The organism is Yersinia vastinensis (genome assembly GCF_044905075.1).
Taxonomy (GTDB): domain Bacteria; phylum Pseudomonadota; class Gammaproteobacteria; order Enterobacterales; family Enterobacteriaceae; genus Yersinia; species Yersinia vastinensis.
Map to the genome: position 1 here is coordinate 3,358,083 of NZ_CP173260.1, position 15,732 is coordinate 3,373,814.

Genomic DNA, 15,732 nt, shown 5'->3' on the forward strand with positions numbered 1-15,732 from the left:
TCATGCGTATATGACCGCCACTCTCCTCGTTCGCCACATTCCCTTTTTTGGTGCATTGCACCAAAGTTTCTTGCCATTCCTCCCTGTTTTGGCGCATTTTCTTTTTATGCCCTAAGAACCGCCCCTGCTATAGCAGCAAATCACAGATGCTATAAATTGGCGTGTTTTTTGCATCACTTTCTAACAATTATTCAGATGACTGCATCGTCATGGGGCATAACTTGCATCAATCATAAGCAAGTCTGTAAATAACAGTTCCAGCGATGAACGACTCAAATTCCACATCATCACCGCCAAAGCAGAGAAGTTAGGGAGATTACTATGTGTTCTATTTTCGGGGTCCTCGACCTTAAAACCGACCCCATCGAGTTGCGCAAAAAAGCGCTGGAAATGTCACGTTTAATGCGCCACCGCGGCCCGGACTGGTCTGGTGTGTGGGCAAATGATAAAGCTATTCTCGCCCATGAACGCCTATCGATTGTTGACGTTAATACGGGAGCCCAACCACTGTATAATGCGGCTCATACCCATATTCTGGCGGTAAACGGTGAAATTTATAATCATCAAGCATTACGTCAACAATATGGCGACCGTTATGAATTCCAGACTGGATCTGACTGCGAAGTCATTCTGGCGTTGTATCAGGAGAAAGGCCCAGATTTCCTTGATGACCTGCAAGGCATGTTTGCTTTTGTCTTATACGATACAGAAAAAGACGCCTACCTGATTGGCCGTGATCACTTGGGGATTATTCCGCTCTATATGGGCCACGATGAGCATGGCAACATGTTTGTCGCTTCAGAAATGAAAGCCTTAGTTCCGGTTTGCCGTACCATTAAAGAATTCCCAGCAGGCAGCTATTTATGGAGTAAAGACGGCGAAGTTCGTGAGTATTATCATCGCGACTGGTTTGACTTCGATAACGTAAAAGACAATGTCACCAACAAAATAGAGTTGGCCAACGCATTAGAAGAAGCCGTCAAAAGCCATTTGATGTCTGACGTCCCATACGGCGTGCTGTTGTCTGGTGGACTGGACTCTTCAGTTATTTCGGCTATTACCAAAAAATTTGCGGCTCGTCGGGTAGAAGATGATGAACGCAGTGAGGCTTGGTGGCCACAACTGCACTCTTTCGCTGTCGGCTTAGTCGGCTCCCCAGACTTGCGTGCCGCGAAAGAAGTCGCCAACCATTTAGGCACTGTACACCATGAAATTCATTTCACCGTGCAAGAAGGTCTGGATGCTATCCGCGATGTGATTTACCACATTGAGACCTATGATGTCACCACCATCCGAGCCTCAACACCTATGTACCTGATGTCACGTAAAATCAAGGCGATGGGGATTAAAATGGTGCTGTCGGGTGAAGGTTCTGACGAAGTCTTTGGTGGCTATCTCTACTTCCACAAAGCGCCAAACGCCAAAGAATTGCATGAAGAAACCGTGCGTAAGCTGTTAGCGCTGCATATGTATGACTGTGCTCGTGCTAACAAAGCAATGTCTGCTTGGGGTGTTGAAGCTCGCGTGCCCTTCTTGGATAAAAACTTCCTCGATGTGGCAATGCGTATCAACCCGCAGGATAAAATGTGCGGCAATGGCAAAATGGAAAAACACGTTCTGCGTGAATGTTTTGAATCTTATCTGCCGCACAGCGTTGCATGGCGGCAGAAAGAGCAATTCTCTGATGGTGTGGGCTACAGCTGGATTGACACATTAAAAGAGAAAGCTGCCGAACAAGTCACAGACCAACAGATGGAGACAGCGCACTTCCGTTTCCCATACAACACGCCATCCTCTAAAGAAGGCTACCTGTATCGCGAAATCTTTGAAGAGCTGTTCCCACTACCAAGTGCCGCTGAATGTGTTCCTGGCGGCCCGTCAGTCGCATGTTCATCAGCTAAAGCTATCGAGTGGGACGAAGCATTCAAAAACATGGATGACCCATCAGGCCGTGCGGTTGGTGTACATCAGGACGCCTATAAGTAATCAAGCTTTCATAACTTATTCTGATACTGAGGTCGCCTACGGGCGGCCTTATTTTTTATATGGTATTAACCACTCCAAGAGACAAAGCTCAAGGAGCGCATATCATTATGCTGCAACCCCACCAGTGGAGAGATACATTCCTTTTGCGGGCAAATTCAACAATTAATCAGTATAATTGCTGCTTTAATCGCCAGACTGTTCACAAGCCAAACAAACGAACCCTTTCAGCGCTTTTTTGGGAAAAAATTAGTTGACGCAATTCGGCCATATACGCATAATGCGCCCCGCAACGCCGATGAAGGTAATGCGAAAAAAGATGGCTACGTAGCTCAGCTGGTTAGAGCACAGCACTCATAATGCTGGGGTCACAGGTTCGATTCCCGTCGTAGCCACCATCTTTTTGCGGGAGTGGCGAAATTGGTAGACGCACTAGATTTAGGTTCTAGCGCCGCAAGGTGTGCGAGTTCAAGTCTCGCCTCCCGCACCATTATTCGTTCATCGGTTTGTCACAGCGGATGGGATATCGCCAAGCGGTAAGGCACCAGGTTTTGATCCTGGCATTCCCAGGTTCGAATCCTGGTATCCCAGCCATCTTTTTTACCGGATGGTAGCTGTAAGGCGGCAAAGATGTGCTGTAGTAGTTCTGCATCAGAAAAGAATTGTATTTCAGTTGGGATATCGCCAAGCGGTAAGGCACCAGGTTTTGATCCTGGCATTCCCAGGTTCGAATCCTGGTATCCCAGCCATACAATTTCTTAGCATAAAGATTTTAAGATGGCTACGTAGCTCAGCTGGTTAGAGCACAGCACTCATAATGCTGGGGTCACAGGTTCGATTCCCGTCGTAGCCACCATCTTTTGGGGTATCGCCAAGCGGTAAGGCACTGGATTCTGATTCCAGCATTCCGAGGTTCGAATCCTCGTACCCCAGCCAAATTTAGAAAAGCTCGCTTCGGCGGGCTTTTTGCTTTTCTGAATTTCGTTTTCTTAATTAATCACTGAAGAATTGCAGATTCAGCAGCCTGTAAGCAGAACCAATATCTGTCTACAGGCCAGAATGGGAGTTGTAAGCCTACAGCCCCAATGCATATTTCAGCGCATGTTCTTTAAGCTTACCTGCCCGTTGCGCGGTCATCAGTGCCAGATTACGCACAAATTTTACGGCTGGCAGGTTGTTACTAAATGCCGTGTAAAACACATCCATACCACTTTGCATAATTAAATTATCGGTGCGGCGGCGGCGTTGATAACGCTGCAATACTGGCTCACTGTGCCAAAGTTCAGCTTGTCCACGTGCCTGATTCAATACATCTAGCAGCGCATCGACATCTCGGTAACCCAGATTAACCCCTTGTCCGGCTAATGGATTGATGGTGTGGGCAGCATCCCCCAGTAGAACCAACCCCGGCTGCACATATTGCTGTGCATGGCGACGAACCAACGGGAAAGACCCCGCAGCAATCGCCTTAACCGCCCCCAGACGTGACGGAAAAGCCGCAGCGACTTCCTGACTCAATTGAGGCATCGGCATGGCCTGAAGCTGGCGTATACGCTGTGGACTGTCGTACCAGACCAAGGATGCCCAGTTATCAAACAATGGCAGGAAAGCACGTGGCCCCGTTGGGAAGAATTGCTGCCAGGTCGTATCTTGCTGGGCGGTATCAGTTTCAACGGTGATTAGCATGCATGACTGGCGATACTGCCATCCACTGGTCCCAATACCGGCTAAACGCCGCACCAGAGAGTTGGCACCATCCGCGCCTATCACTAAACGGCCCTGTATCTCTTGCTGTGCATCTAAAGTGACTTTCCAGTGCTCATCTACTCTAACCATGCTTTGTAGCCGTGATGGGCACAGTAGCGTCAAATTTGGGCATTCCTCCATCTGTTGCCACAACGCCAACTGCAAAACTCGGTTCTCGACCATAAAACCCAGTTCAGGTAACGCAAGTGATGTTGCATCAAAAATAACCTGAGAACCCGGTTGCTCCCACGTTTCTAAACGACGGTAAGGGGCATAACGCATCTGTTGAACTCGGGGCCAGACCTGTAACTGCTTTAGTAACGCCACAGAGGCGCAACCAATAGCCGAAACCCGTAAATCCGGTGCACTATTGGTATCAAACGCTGTGGGAGCCTCATGTTCCAGTAATGCCACGGACCAGCCTGTTTGAGCCAATCCCAGCGCAGCAGCGGCACCCACCATGCCGCCCCCCACCACCACAACATCATAATTTGGTTGCGATTTATTCATTTTGGCCATGCTTTTAAAGTGAAAAATAACACCTACACTGGTAAGTGTCTTGTTTGCCCCAAGTGTACCGGATTTTTCACCGCCCATCAGAATAAGTAAGCCGTTATGCGGTGGTCATCGCAGTGGCAAATGACTACAATACCCCTATCACCACGGAGCCTTTGTGCTACCCACTATTCTATTACGGAGCACGGCACGGAGTACCACACCGCGCGATGTGACTTTTAAGATGAATAATTCAATGACTAAAAAACTGCACATCAAAACTTGGGGTTGCCAGATGAATGAGTATGATTCATCAAAAATGGCTGATTTGCTGGCCAGCACCCATGGTTATCAGTTGACCGAAATCCCTGAGGAAGCTGATTTACTGCTTCTCAATACCTGCTCTATTCGCGAAAAAGCGCAAGAAAAAGTCTTCAGCTTGCTAGGCCACTGGAAGTTACTCAAAGAGAAAAACCCAGAGCTGATTATCGGCGTCGGCGGCTGTGTTGCCTCGCAAGAAGGTGAACATCTGCGCCAGCGCGCCCCTTGTGTCGATGTGATTTTTGGGCCGCAAACCCTACATCGTTTGCCAGAAATGATTAACCATGTACAAGGGACAAATAGCCCAGTCGTAGATATTAGTTTTCCTGAAATTGAAAAATTTGACCGGCTGCCGGAACCGCGTGCCGAAGGCCCTACCGCCTTTGTCTCCATCATGGAAGGCTGCAATAAATATTGCACATTCTGTGTGGTGCCCTACACCCGTGGTGAGGAAGTCAGTCGACCAAGCGACGATATCTTGTTCGAAATCGCGCAGTTAGCTGCTCAAGGTGTGCGAGAAGTGAATCTACTCGGCCAAAATGTAAATGCTTATCGTGGAGCCACCTATGATGGCGACATCTGTAGTTTTGCCGAGTTATTGCGCTTAGTTGCTGCTATTGATGGTATTGACCGCGTGCGCTTTACCACCAGCCATCCAATTGAATTTACTGACGATATCATTGATGTTTATCGTGATACGCCAGAATTGGTGAGCTTCCTGCATCTGCCAGTACAAAGTGGCTCTGATCGTATTTTGACGATGATGAAGCGCGCCCATACTGCGCTGGAGTACAAAGCAATTATTCGCAAGCTGCGTCAGGCACGGCCTGATATTCAGATTAGCTCTGATTTTATTATCGGTTTCCCTGGTGAAACTCAGCAAGATTTCGAGCAGACCATGAAACTGGTTACAGACATTCATTTTGATACCAGTTACAGCTTTATTTACTCCTCGCGCCCCGGTACACCGGCGGCAGATCTACCCGATGATGTGTCCGAAGAAGAGAAAAAACAGCGGCTACACATCTTGCAACAGCGAATTACTCAACAAGCGATGGAAATCAGCCGCCGGATGGTGGGTTCCGTGCAAAGGGTTCTGGTAGAGGGCACCTCGCGTAAAAACGTGATGGAGCTGGCGGGTCGCACTGAGAATAACCGTGTCGTGAACTTTGAGGGCACTCCGGAGATGATCGGTAAATTCGTTGATGTGGAAATTGTCGACGTTTATGCCAGTTCACTGCGTGGCATCTTGCTACGTACCGAAGACCAAATGGACCTGCGAGTTCATGAATCACCGCAATCGGTCATTGCGCGCACTCGCAAAGAGAATGAAATCGGTGTTGGCCTATATCAACCTTAATTTAGAGCCACTTCGCAAGAACAGGCACTGCATTGTCAGTGCCTGTTTTATTTTGGCGCGATGTCACGCAGACTCTGACTTTTCAAGTTGCACCAACAGGCCGTCGCTATTTGAATAAAGGCCGAAGAGATGAATTGGTAAGCCGCAAACTTGCGTCAGCGCCCTGCACCATGAATAATTCAGAAATGACATGTATGATTAGCATCATATCCATTAATGATATATTCAACGTTATTAGAGATGTACTCAGGCTTCACACTAAACTGGCCCTAAGTGACCCAGAGGAACGCAGTGACTCAGAGAAATAGTTTGCACGTAGTGACACAAGAAATCTTGCTGGAACCCGCGGATAATCAGCGCCTGCTGAGTTTATGCGGCCCTTTTGATGACAACATTAAACAGTTGGAACGCCGATTAGGTATTGAAATTAATCGTCGTGATAATCGTTTTAAACTAGTCGGTAAGAATATCTGCGTTGTTGCAGCGGCAGATATCCTGCGCCACCTGTATGTGGATACCGCCCCTATTCGTGGCGTCATCCCCGATATTGATCCTGAGGATATCCACCTTGCGGTCAAAGAGAGCCGCGTATTGGAACAAACCGCCGAGAGCGTACCTGACTACGGGAAAGCAGTAAATATCCGTACCAAACGCGGGATGGTGAAGCCACGCACACCTAATCAGGCACAATACATCGCCAATATTCTCGATCACGACATCACTTTCGGGGTTGGCCCGGCCGGGACCGGTAAAACCTATCTGGCGGTAGCCGCGGCAGTTGATGCCCTAGAGCGCCAGAATGTGCGGCGTATTTTGCTAACGCGTCCAGCTGTCGAAGCGGGCGAAAAACTGGGTTTCTTACCCGGCGACCTCAGCCAAAAAGTCGACCCTTACCTGCGTCCACTCTATGATGCACTGTTTGAAATGTTGGGTTTTGAACGCGTTGAAAAACTGATTGAACGCAATGTGATTGAGGTTGCCCCATTGGCATACATGCGTGGTCGTACCCTGAATGATGCGTTTATCATTTTAGATGAAAGCCAAAACACCACCATTGAGCAGATGAAAATGTTCTTAACCCGCATTGGTTTCAATTCCAAAGCAGTGATTACCGGCGATATCACGCAAACTGACTTACCGCGCCACCAAAAGTCAGGTTTAAGACACGCCATTGAGGTGTTATCTGAGGTGGAAGAGCTGAGTTTTAACTTCTTCCATAGTGAAGATGTGGTACGCCACCCTGTGGTTGCCCGTGTAGTCATTGCTTATGAAGCTTGGGAAGCCGCGGAACAAAAACGTAAAGATGCTATTGCCGAACAACGTAAGCGGGAAAGCCATACCCCGTCTGAGCAGGAGGCTCCGTGAGCCAAGTTATTCTCGATTTACAAATTGCCTGCGCTGATAGCCATGGCTTACCTACCGAAGCAGATTTTCAACGTTGGCTGGAAGCGGTACTCCCCCAATTTCAGGAAGTCTCTGAAGTGACTATTCGCTTGGTTGATGAAGCTGAAAGCCATGAACTCAATCTGACTTATCGTGGTAAAGATAAATCGACCAATGTCTTGTCTTTTCCTTTTGAGGCCCCACCTGAAATTGAACTGCCATTATTGGGTGATTTAATCATTTGCCGTCAGGTTGTTGAGCAAGAAGCCATTGAGCAAGAGAAAGCACTATTGGCACATTGGGCGCATATGGTTGTTCACGGCAGCCTCCATCTGCTAGGGTATGACCACATCGTTGACGATGAAGCTGAAGAAATGGAGTCTATTGAGACTGAAATTATGCAAAGTCTGGGCTACCCAGACCCGTATATTTCAGAGAAGGACTCCGAATAATCCCGCCAAAGCGGGTGTACTAATACCCTATTGATCGGGTAAAAATAAAAAGTGATGTCGGCGGTGTGAGTCCACCACTGCCGATAATAATATAATTTGATATAGGTAAACTTAACTAAAACGCCATGAGCGACGACCACTCACAAAACAGCGATAGCCCCAGTCCCAAGAAAGGGTTCTTTACTCTCATTCTTAACCAGTTATTCCACGGTGAGCCTAAAAACCGTGGTGATCTGGTAGAGCTTATCCGTGATTCTGAGCAAAACGATCTGATCGATCCCGATACCCGCGACATGCTGGAAGGCGTGATGGATATCGCCGAGCAGCGCGTTCGGGATATCATGATCCCCCGTTCTCAGATGGTTACATTAAAGCGTAATCAAACGCTGGATGAGTGTCTGGATGTCATCATTGAATCTGCTCACTCCCGCTTTCCGGTGATCAGCGAAGATAAAGATCATATTGAAGGCATTCTGATGGCCAAAGACCTGTTGCCGTTTATGCGCACAGATTCCGAGCCATTCAGCATTGATAAAGTCTTACGGACGGCAGTTGTAGTGCCTGAAAGTAAGCGCGTTGATCGGATGCTAAAAGAGTTCCGCTCCCAGCGCTATCACATGGCCATTGTCATTGATGAGTTTGGTGGCGTTTCAGGCTTGGTGACCATTGAGGATATTCTTGAGCTGATCGTTGGCGAAATCGAAGATGAGTATGACGATGAAGAAGACAGAGATGTTCGTCAGCTTAGTCGGCACACTTATACCATTCGCGCGCTGACACAGATTGAAGATTTTAACGAAGTTTTCAATACCCATTTCAGCGATGATGAAGTAGACACAATCGGTGGTTTAGTGATGCAGGCCTTTGGCCATCTACCTGCGCGCGGTGAAACCATTGAAATTGAAGGTTACTTATTTAAAGTTGCCATGGCGGATAGCCGACGTATTATTCAGGTTCATGTAAAAATCCCGGATGATGCTCCGCAACCAAAATTGGAAGAATAAATCCTCGATGCCTATCGCTTCATACCTCCAACGCCAGTGGGTTCGCGCCCTACTGGCGCTATTTTTTGGCGCCTGCGGGACGCTGGCCTACTCGCCATTTGACCACTGGCCTGCGGCCATTGTTTCACTATTTGGCTTACTCAGCCTGACATTGAACCGTAGTACCAAACAAGCTGCGTTCATTGGCTTCTGTTGGGGTATGGGGCAATTTGGCAGTGGTATCAATTGGGTATACGTCAGCATCTCCGAATTTGGCGGGATGCCGACGGCTATCAACATCTTCCTGGTGGTATTACTGGCCGCCTATCTTTCGCTCTACACCATGCTGTTTGCTGGTGTATTAGCACGATTATGCCCGAGAGTAAGCTGGTGGCGGCTAGCAATTGCCGCTCCGGTGGTGTGGCAACTGACTGAGTTCCTGCGCGGTTGGGTACTGACAGGGTTCCCATGGCTACAATTCGGTTATAGCCAAGTTAATGGCCCACTTCGCGGCATTGCCCCTATTCTTGGGGTTGATGGCATCACCTTTATATTGATGTCTATCAGTGGGTTATTGGTCTATGCCTGCTATCAGCGTCGTATTACTGCGGCGGTTATTGCCATTGCGATGTTACTGTTACCTTGGCCGCTACGCCAATTGCACTGGTTCACCCCTGAACCTGAACGTGCTGTAAATATCGCTATGGTGCAAGGTAATATCGCCCAATCAATGAAGTGGGATCCCAAAGTCCTGCTCAGTACATTACAAATTTATCTGGATGAGACTCGCCCATTTATGGGGAGAGCACCAATTATTATCTGGCCAGAATCAGCAATTCCTGACATCGAAACCGACCAAACGACTTTCCTTACGATGGTCGATGGCCTCATGCGGGCAAACCACAGCAGTCTGATTACCGGTATTGTTGACGCACAGCGTCGGCCAGAGGGTAAAGGTTATCACTTCTTTAACAGTATCATTGTGTTAGGGGATAAAGAGCCATATCAGTACCCAACCCATAACCGCTATAGCAAACACCACTTAGTTCCATTTGGTGAATTTGTACCGCTGGAATCATTACTACGCCCACTGGCCCCATTCTTTGATCTGCCGATGTCATCATTCAGCCGGGGCAGTTATGTGCAACCACAGCTCAATGTCGCAGGCTTTAATCTGACAGCGGCCATTTGTTATGAAATCGTCTTAGGGCAGCAGGTTCGCGATAACTTCAGCCCGGATACTAATTTCTTACTGACTATCTCCAATGATGCTTGGTTTGGGCACTCTATCGGGCCATGGCAACATTTCCAGATGGCACGTATGCGCGCACTGGAGTTGGGCCGCCCTCTACTGCGCTCAACCAATAATGGTATTACCGCGGCTATCGGCCCAAGTGGGGAAGTCTTGGCACAAATTCCACAGTTCACCCAGCAAGTGCTGGAGGTTAAAGTGACACCAACCACGGGTCTTACTCCTTATGCTCGTTTTGGTTCGTGGCCAATGTGGATTATCACCTTGGTTCTTGGAGCGTTGACGCTGTACCGTGCTATCCGTTGTCGTTCAGATAAAAAATAAACTATATCACGGGCATGTCGTTGATATGCCCGCCCTCCCTTGAACTCCCTCATTATCAGTATTGTGAATCGTTATCACTGCTGTTATCTTGCCGCCTAGTACAAATAATTAGCATGATTTGCAATTTGAGAGCCTTATGTCACTGAATCCTGAATTTATTCTCACCACCGAAGCACAATTAAGTGAGCATTACGCCTCCCCTAATCAGAATGTGTTGAAAAAACAGATAGATCATATTGATGATTACGCCAAACAACTGATCGCAGCCGCGCCTTTTGCTGTTTTGGGAACATTGGGCGCCAATGGAATAGACTGTTCGCCAAAAGGTGGGGAGCCAGGTTTCATTCATGTGCAGGACAGTAAAACCCTGATGTTGCCAGACAGGCCCGGCAATAACCGTTTGGATGGTATCCGCAATTTGCTGCATAACCCTTTTATCGGTATTTTGTTCCTGATCCCTGGCTGGACTGAAGGTTTCCGCGTTAATGGCCGAGCAAAAATCTCTGTTGACCCAGAACTCTGCGAACGTTTTAGCCAAAACGGCCAACCAGCACGCAGTGTGCTAGTCATTGAAGTGGATGAGGTCTTTATTCACTGTGGCCGTGCGATTACTTTTGCTGATTTGTGGAATCCAGAGAAACACGCAGCAAAAGAGGCTGTTCCTACCGCGTTGGAAGTCTTTAAAGCTCATCTGGCTATCAACAACCAACAGCTAAGCTAGTCTCCATCAACTGGCAACAGTTAAGCAAACCAGTAGTTTCATGCCTGCTGGTTGGTTTTTGATGAAATAGAACTCCCCTCGAAGACGCCTATAGCCCTCAATTCATGGGGCTATTGCCCTCGTTTTTTCTGTTACTGGCACAAACATTGCATTGTTTGTAACCAAATGGTGTTAGTCATTAGCCATTGTTTTGTCAGTGATGAGTATCACCGCCGCAGGTATGCAAAGCTCAGTTTACATGGGGGAATTGCCACTATTTCCTCGCACATTTATAGGGCATAGCGCGCACCAAGGTAGTGCATTGCTGTTTTATTGCCTCTATTTGGTGCGATTTGCGTCTCAAAAAACAAACATTTATTCATCATTTACATAACAATTGGCTATTTTTTAAAGATAATCTGATACAAGTAACAGCGAAAATAGCGTGTTAACCAACAAATATCTGTGGTTACGCCTATACCACAAAATAAGACGATTTTTCACTTTTCACGTTTTTAACATGACTACATTTTAAGTATCACAACATCGAGCAAGAAAACATTAGGTAAAAAACAACAGCAAAGGAGTTAGACCATGCATATGCGTAAATTGGCGTTAGCGCTACTGTTAGCTGGGATGGCAAGTGGCGTAGCCCAAGCAGAAGAAGCAGCAGCAAAACCAGAGCAAGCCGCAGCAGCTTCAGCTGACACACTGAAGAAGATTAAAGATAACGGCGTTATCGTGGTCGGTCATCGTGAATCTTCCGTTCCATTCTCTTATTATGATAATCAGCAGAAAGTGGTCGGTTATTCGCAAGATTATTCCAATCTGATTGTCGATGCGATCAAGAAAAAACTTAACGCACCGGACTTACAGGTAAAACTGATCCCAATCACTTCTCAGAACCGTATCCCATTGCTGCAAAATGGCACTTTTGATTTCGAGTGTGGTTCAACCACGAATAATCTGGAACGTCAAAAACAAGCTGCGTTCTCTAATACCATTTTTGTTGTTGGTACCCGTTTACTGACCAAAAAAGGTTCAGAAGTTAAAGACTTCAAAGATTTAGCGGGTAAAGCAGTGGTGGTAACCTCCGGAACAACCTCTGAAGTGCTGCTCAATAAACTGAATGAAAAAGATAAAATGAACATGCGCATCATCAGCGCTAAAGACCACGGTGATTCTTTCCGCACATTGGAAAGTGGTCGTGCAGTGGCCTTTATGATGGATGATGCTCTGCTTGCCGGCGAACGTGCTAAAGCGAAGAAACCGGATCAGTGGGAAATTGTAGGCACACCGCAATCTCAAGAAGCTTACGGTTGCATGCTGCGTAAAGACGATCCAGCCTTTAAAGCCCTGCTGGATGAAACCATCGCCACCGCACAAACTGGCGGCGTTGCTGAAAAATCCTTTGATCGTTGGTTCAAAAACCCAATTCCACCGAAAAACCTTAACCTGAATTTCTCTCTGTCTGATGAGATGAAGGCGCTGTTCAAAGCCCCTAACGATAAAGCATTGAACTAACAATAATAATCAGGGTAGGCAATGCTTGCCCTACAGATTGATGATGGACCGATGGCAGGTAAGGACAGGATGCGGGGTGGCCGTTCCCCACTCCGCATTTTTTTGTTAGCCCTCGGGAGGCCGCAACGCATTGAATCATCAGTCATCAGGATGGTTTACCCATCCTTTTAAGGGAGTTTTTTATGTCAATAGACTGGAACTGGGGCATTTTCCTGCAACCTGCCCCTTTCGGTAATACCACCTATCTCGGCTGGATCTGGTCTGGCTTTCAGGTCACGGTCGCATTATCACTATGCGCTTGGGTGATCGCTTTCTTCGTCGGCTCATTGTTCGGTATTTTACGAACCGTACCCAATCGAATCTTGTCAGGGATAGGGACCTGTTACGTTGAGTTGTTTCGCAACGTACCGCTGATTGTACAATTTTTTACCTGGTATCTGGTGGTGCCTGAATTATTACCGACGGATATCGGTATGTGGTTTAAAAGTGAGCTGGACCCGAATATCCAATTCTTCCTCTCATCAATGATTTGTCTTGGCTTATTTACAGCAGCCCGAGTCTGCGAACAGGTTCGTGCGGGAATTCAATCACTGCCTCGCGGTCAGAAAGCGGCAGGTCTGGCTATGGGGTTAACCCTGCCACAGACTTATCGCTATGTTTTGCTACCAAATGCTTACCGGGTGATCATTCCCCCGATGACCTCAGAAATGCTCAACTTGGTAAAAAACTCAGCCATCGCGTCAACAATCGGGCTGGTCGATATGGCGGCACAGGCCGGTAAGCTGTTGGATTACTCAGCTCACGCCTATGAGTCATTCACCGCCATCACCCTTGGTTATGTACTGATCAACGCCGTGATCATGCTGTTGATGCGATTAGTTGAAAAGAAAGTGCAGTTACCCGGCAATCTGGGGAGTAAATAATGTACGAATTTGATTGGAGCTCCATCGCCCCTGCCCTGCCATATCTGCTACAAGGCTTGGCGGTTACCGCCAAAATAACCCTCATCGCCATTGTGTTCGGCATTATTTGGGGCACGGTTCTGGCCGTCATGCGTCTGTCGCCGATAAAAGCCATCAGTTGGTTCGCCACCGCCTATGTCAACGTGTTCCGCTCTATTCCGTTGGTGATGGTGTTGCTATGGTTTTATCTGGTGGTTCCGAGCTTATTACAAAATGTGCTGGGCTTATCACCAAAAACTGATATTCGCCTAATCTCTGCCATGGTAGCCTTTTCACTATTTGAAGCGGCTTATTATTCAGAAATTATTCGTGCCGGGATCCAAAGTATCTCTCGTGGGCAATCCTCTGCCGCCTTAGCGTTAGGCATGACTCAAGGCCAATCAATGAGATTGGTTATCCTGCCGCAAGCTTTCCGCGCAATGGTGCCATTGCTGTTAACTCAAGGGATTGTGTTATTTCAGGATACATCATTGGTGTATGTCCTTAGTCTGGCCGATTTCTTCCGTACCGCCACTACCATTGGCGAGCGGGACGGGACTCAGGTTGAAATGGTGCTGTTTGCCGGTTTTGTGTATTTCGTTATCAGTTTTGCCGCGTCGATGCTGGTTAACTATTTGAAGAAAAGGACTGTTTGATGATTTCCCTGAAAAATGTTTCTAAGTGGTACGGTCAGTTTCAGGTGCTGGCTGACTGCACCACCGAAGTTAAAAAAGGTGAGGTCGTGGTGGTCTGCGGCCCTTCAGGCTCAGGCAAATCAACCTTAATCAAAACCGTTAATGGGCTAGAACCTATCCAAAAAGGCAGCATTACGGTTAATGGTATTGGTGTGAATGATAAGGGAACCAATTTGGCGCAATTGCGTTCCAAAGTGGGCATGGTATTCCAACATTTCGAACTGTTCCCTCACCTGTCTATTATTGAAAACCTGACACTGGCGCAAATCAAAGTATTGAAACGCGATAAAGCGGCAGCACGGGAAAAAGGTCTGAAACTGTTAGACCGCGTCGGTCTTTCTACTCACGCCGATAAGTTCCCTTCTCAGCTATCGGGTGGCCAGCAGCAGCGTGTCGCTATTGCCCGGGCGCTGTGCATGGATCCCATCGCTATGCTGTTTGATGAACCTACCTCCGCTCTTGATCCCGAAATGATTAATGAAGTGCTGGACGTGATGGTCAAACTGGCGTTAGAAGGTATGACCATGATGGTGGTCACTCATGAGATGGGCTTCGCCCGCAAAGTGGCTAACCGGGTGATTTTTATGGATGAGGGGAAAATCGTCGAAGACAGTAACAAAGACGATTTCTTTAACAATCCTAAATCTGATCGTGCCAAAGACTTCTTGGCAAAAATCCTGCACTAGCGCTCTCCTCCTCCCCGCCTTTATCGGGGAGGAAAATATCGAACGTATTCAACAGCATTGAACACAGGGTCGGTATGGAAACCCGTGGCACATGCACTCAACGCATGACTGTGGTCAATGATTGCAAGCTCATGACACTCCGCACGCACGGAGTGTCTCTCTTTATCCCAAACTGATTTTAAGGCTGGAATGGCCGACGATTAAACTGGTCATGCCCACATTTAGGGCACAAAGGCAGCACCTCTGGGGTATAGAAAGCCAAATGGTAATGGCATTTTTCACACACTAGATTCCCCAATCCAACCACCTCACCGCTGTGATAAACCCCATGATGGCTGACATCTTTAAACACCTCGCGCCACTCTAACTGTGTTTTATCCGTAATATCAGCCAGTTCTTGCCACAAACTCTCTTTGATAACTCGCATAAATACACTGTCGGTGAACTCATCTTTGCTTTCTTCATAACTGCGAGCAAACTCTTCCAAATCACGGCGTACTGCCTGAATGATTTGCTCAACTTCATGCCGAGTTAAGTCTTCTACAGCATTCAACCGCTGTTCGGCGCTGTCCACTAGCTTATCGATATCACGTTCACCATTTTTCAAGCGTTCCGTCAGTGATGCCACTAACTCACGATAATATTGAGCGACCTTGTTCATACAATCTCCTCGATCCACGGTTGTGATAAAGCAAAAGTTGTGACAAAGAAAATAGGGGCAATCGACTTCTTTCGGCTGATTTTTGTTACCTCGTTGCTGTTATCGGGAAGTCTTCATGCAGATTCTATTGCCTATGATATTAAAGCTAACGTTAATTATTTTAGTCGTAAATGACTGAAGTCACGTCATCATTAGGTTGTTCCTCCCCCACTTTAGTTATTTCTGC

The 15,732-nt window shown here is 47.4% G+C and carries 13 protein-coding genes and 6 tRNA genes; 17 read left to right on the plus strand and 2 right to left on the minus strand.

The annotated features are described in order from the left end of the window. Positions 1–321 precede the first annotated feature (321 nt). From asnB to ACIOG0_RS15650, 7 genes are all read left to right on the plus strand, one after another. On the plus strand, positions 322–1,986 hold the full coding sequence (asnB, locus tag ACIOG0_RS15620; protein WP_050098927.1) for an asparagine synthase B: 1,665 nt from the start codon (positions 322–324) through the stop codon (positions 1,984–1,986). 318 nt (positions 1,987–2,304) lie between these two features. Continuing rightward, positions 2,305–2,381, plus strand: a tRNA-Met gene (locus tag ACIOG0_RS15625). A 7-nt stretch (positions 2,382–2,388) separates the two neighbouring features. After that, a tRNA-Leu gene (locus tag ACIOG0_RS15630) sits at positions 2,389–2,473 on the plus strand. Positions 2,474–2,502: 29 nt separating this feature from the next. Next, positions 2,503–2,577: transfer RNA gene (locus ACIOG0_RS15635), tRNA-Gln, on the plus strand. Between the two features lie 80 nt (positions 2,578–2,657). After that, a tRNA-Gln gene (locus ACIOG0_RS15640) sits at positions 2,658–2,732 on the plus strand. Between the two features lie 30 nt (positions 2,733–2,762). After that, a tRNA-Met gene (locus ACIOG0_RS15645) sits at positions 2,763–2,839 on the plus strand. 5 nt (positions 2,840–2,844) lie between these two features. Continuing rightward, positions 2,845–2,919: transfer RNA gene (locus tag ACIOG0_RS15650), tRNA-Gln, on the plus strand. Between the two features lie 138 nt (positions 2,920–3,057). Here ACIOG0_RS15650 and ubiF read toward each other — a convergent pair. Beyond that, positions 3,058–4,239 carry a 3-demethoxyubiquinol 3-hydroxylase gene (gene ubiF / locus ACIOG0_RS15655; RefSeq protein WP_128451507.1) on the minus strand — a complete coding sequence of 394 codons (1,182 nt, stop codon included), beginning with the start codon at positions 4,237–4,239 and terminating at the stop codon, positions 3,058–3,060. A 241-nt stretch (positions 4,240–4,480) separates the two neighbouring features. Between ubiF and miaB the strand changes: the two genes are divergently transcribed. From miaB to ACIOG0_RS15705, 10 genes are all read left to right on the plus strand, one after another. Beyond that, positions 4,481–5,905, plus strand: a complete 1,425-nt coding sequence (gene miaB, locus ACIOG0_RS15660) for a tRNA (N6-isopentenyl adenosine(37)-C2)-methylthiotransferase MiaB (protein ID WP_050099239.1) — start codon at positions 4,481–4,483, stop codon at positions 5,903–5,905. 291 nt (positions 5,906–6,196) lie between these two features. Further along, positions 6,197–7,270 carry a PhoH family protein gene (locus ACIOG0_RS15665; protein ID WP_174846825.1) on the plus strand — a complete coding sequence of 358 codons (1,074 nt, stop codon included), beginning with the start codon at positions 6,197–6,199 and terminating at the stop codon, positions 7,268–7,270. Further along, on the plus strand, positions 7,267–7,740 hold the full coding sequence (ybeY, locus tag ACIOG0_RS15670) for an rRNA maturation RNase YbeY (RefSeq protein WP_050098932.1): 474 nt from the start codon (positions 7,267–7,269) through the stop codon (positions 7,738–7,740). Before ACIOG0_RS15665 ends, ybeY begins: the two co-directional genes overlap by 4 nt. A gap of 125 nt (positions 7,741–7,865) precedes the next feature. Continuing rightward, entirely contained in the window at positions 7,866–8,744 is an 879-nt protein-coding gene (gene corC / locus ACIOG0_RS15675; protein ID WP_050098935.1) for a CNNM family magnesium/cobalt transport protein CorC, read from the plus strand. Between the two features lie 7 nt (positions 8,745–8,751). After that, positions 8,752–10,299, plus strand: a complete 1,548-nt coding sequence (gene lnt / locus ACIOG0_RS15680; protein WP_050098937.1) for an apolipoprotein N-acyltransferase — start codon at positions 8,752–8,754, stop codon at positions 10,297–10,299. Between the two features lie 136 nt (positions 10,300–10,435). Then, positions 10,436–11,020: an MSMEG_1061 family FMN-dependent PPOX-type flavoprotein gene (locus ACIOG0_RS15685; protein WP_050098939.1), complete on the plus strand. Its 585-nt coding sequence runs from the start codon at positions 10,436–10,438 to the stop codon at positions 11,018–11,020. 573 nt (positions 11,021–11,593) lie between these two features. Further along, positions 11,594–12,523 carry an amino acid ABC transporter substrate-binding protein gene (locus tag ACIOG0_RS15690; protein ID WP_050139830.1) on the plus strand — a complete coding sequence of 310 codons (930 nt, stop codon included), beginning with the start codon at positions 11,594–11,596 and terminating at the stop codon, positions 12,521–12,523. Between the two features lie 182 nt (positions 12,524–12,705). After that, positions 12,706–13,446, plus strand: coding sequence for an amino acid ABC transporter permease (locus ACIOG0_RS15695; RefSeq protein WP_050098942.1), 741 nt, complete (start codon positions 12,706–12,708; stop codon positions 13,444–13,446). After that, the gene (gltK, locus tag ACIOG0_RS15700; RefSeq protein WP_050098944.1) at positions 13,446–14,120 is read left to right on the plus strand and encodes a glutamate/aspartate ABC transporter permease GltK; all 675 of its coding nucleotides are present in this window, start codon (positions 13,446–13,448) and stop codon (positions 14,118–14,120) included. Before ACIOG0_RS15695 ends, gltK begins: the two co-directional genes overlap by 1 nt. After that, positions 14,120–14,845, plus strand: coding sequence for an amino acid ABC transporter ATP-binding protein (locus tag ACIOG0_RS15705; protein ID WP_050098945.1), 726 nt, complete (start codon positions 14,120–14,122; stop codon positions 14,843–14,845). Before gltK ends, ACIOG0_RS15705 begins: the two co-directional genes overlap by 1 nt. 178 nt (positions 14,846–15,023) lie before the next feature. Here ACIOG0_RS15705 and ACIOG0_RS15710 read toward each other — a convergent pair whose 3' ends face one another. Further along, a complete protein-coding gene (locus tag ACIOG0_RS15710) occupies positions 15,024–15,506 on the minus strand; it encodes a zinc ribbon-containing protein (RefSeq protein WP_050098947.1) in 483 nt (160 codons plus the stop codon). Between the last annotated feature and the right edge of the window lie 226 nt (positions 15,507–15,732).

Coding starts and splice junctions, on each gene's coding strand:
- asnB (WP_050098927.1), top strand. CDS start 322: ATGTGTTCTATTTTCGGGGTCCTCGACCTTAAAACCGACCCCATCGAG.
- ACIOG0_RS15685 (WP_050098939.1), top strand. CDS start 10,436: ATGTCACTGAATCCTGAATTTATTCTCACCACCGAAGCACAATTAAGT.
- ACIOG0_RS15690 (WP_050139830.1), top strand. CDS start 11,594: ATGCATATGCGTAAATTGGCGTTAGCGCTACTGTTAGCTGGGATGGCA.
- ACIOG0_RS15695 (WP_050098942.1), top strand. CDS start 12,706: ATGTCAATAGACTGGAACTGGGGCATTTTCCTGCAACCTGCCCCTTTC.
- gltK (WP_050098944.1), top strand. CDS start 13,446: ATGTACGAATTTGATTGGAGCTCCATCGCCCCTGCCCTGCCATATCTG.
- corC (WP_050098935.1), top strand. CDS start 7,866: ATGAGCGACGACCACTCACAAAACAGCGATAGCCCCAGTCCCAAGAAA.
- ubiF (WP_128451507.1), bottom strand. CDS start 4,239: ATGAATAAATCGCAACCAAATTATGATGTTGTGGTGGTGGGGGGCGGC.
- lnt (WP_050098937.1), top strand. CDS start 8,752: ATGCCTATCGCTTCATACCTCCAACGCCAGTGGGTTCGCGCCCTACTG.
- ACIOG0_RS15710 (WP_050098947.1), bottom strand. CDS start 15,506: ATGAACAAGGTCGCTCAATATTATCGTGAGTTAGTGGCATCACTGACG.
- miaB (WP_050099239.1), top strand. CDS start 4,481: ATGACTAAAAAACTGCACATCAAAACTTGGGGTTGCCAGATGAATGAG.
- ACIOG0_RS15705 (WP_050098945.1), top strand. CDS start 14,120: ATGATTTCCCTGAAAAATGTTTCTAAGTGGTACGGTCAGTTTCAGGTG.